This is a genomic window from Priestia sp. P5_B4, assembly GCF_056400385.1.
The window spans coordinates 1-1,128 of the sequence record NZ_JBFULJ010001091.1 but is presented as its reverse complement, the minus strand read 5'-3'; the positions used below and the strand labels follow the sequence as shown (position 1 = coordinate 1,128).

Sequence of the window (1,128 nt, the reverse complement as noted above, 5' to 3'; positions counted from 1 at the left end):
CTTTTATATTAAACCATGCGTAAAAAGACGGCAGAATCATAAGCGTCAGCACAATGATAATCATCGCCCAATTGGTGAAAATTCTTTTTAAATCCCGCGTATAAATATAAACAGTATTTTTCATATGTCCCACCCAGTTTTATTGTTACAAGTTAGCTTATCCATGTTCGAAGAAACATATTTCTGATACTATAGAAAAAGTTAGATAGGGTTTTACTAGAAAGGATGATGAATATGACAGAAAGACTTTATTATAGCAATCCCTACATAAAAACATGGGAAACTGAAGTGATAGAGACGCGCTCTCTTTCGAATGGCTACGTATTAACGTTAAAACAAACCGCTTTTTATCCAGAAGGAGGCGGGCAGCCTTCTGACTACGGTAATATTGCCGGAATCGACGTGAAAGATGTGTATGAAGAAAATGGAGAAGTATATCATATCGTCGATACACTCCCTGAACAAGCGAACGTCACGTGTGAAATTGACTGGCATCGCCGCTTTGATCATATGCAACAGCACAGCGGACAGCACTTACTTTCGGCTCTATTAATCGATACATATGATATTCACACCGTTAGCTTTCACTTAGGAAGCGAAGCAGTCTCTATCGATCTGAATGTACCTCAGTTATCTCATGAGCAGTTATTACACATTGAAAAAGTTGTAAATGACGCTATTTACAGCAACGGTCACATTAAAACGTACGAAGTGAAAAAAGAAGAGCTACATACTCTTGCGCTTCGCAAAGTACCCGACCTAGAAGACGAAGTGGTACGCATTGTGGAAATTGACAGCATTGATGTTTCTGCCTGCTGCGGTACGCATGTGAATCAAATTGGAGAACTTGGCCTTATTAAACTTACGAAAACAGAAAAGCAGCGCGGCAATACACGCCTCTTTTTTAAATGCGGCATGCGTGCATTAGCTGATTATCAGCAGTCTCAAGAAATCGTAGCAGAAATTAGCAATAAATTCAGCACAAGCCGTGAATTAGTTGTAGAACGCATTAAAAAATTGGAGACTGAACAAAAAGAGCTGCAAAAACAACTAGAAGAATTAAAAAATGAAAATGCAGCTTATTTAGCAAGTGAATTAGAAGCCAAAAAAGAAGGTTCATTTCTGTAC

General features: G+C 38.5%; 1 protein-coding gene. It reads left to right on the top strand.

The genetic code is table 11. From position 1 onward, the window contains the following. Positions 1 to 234 precede the first annotated feature (234 nt). Positions 235 to 1,128, top strand: an 894-nt coding sequence (locus AC1DRF_RS29040) for an alanine--tRNA ligase-related protein (protein WP_477742446.1), incomplete at its 3' end; no start/stop codon positions are given.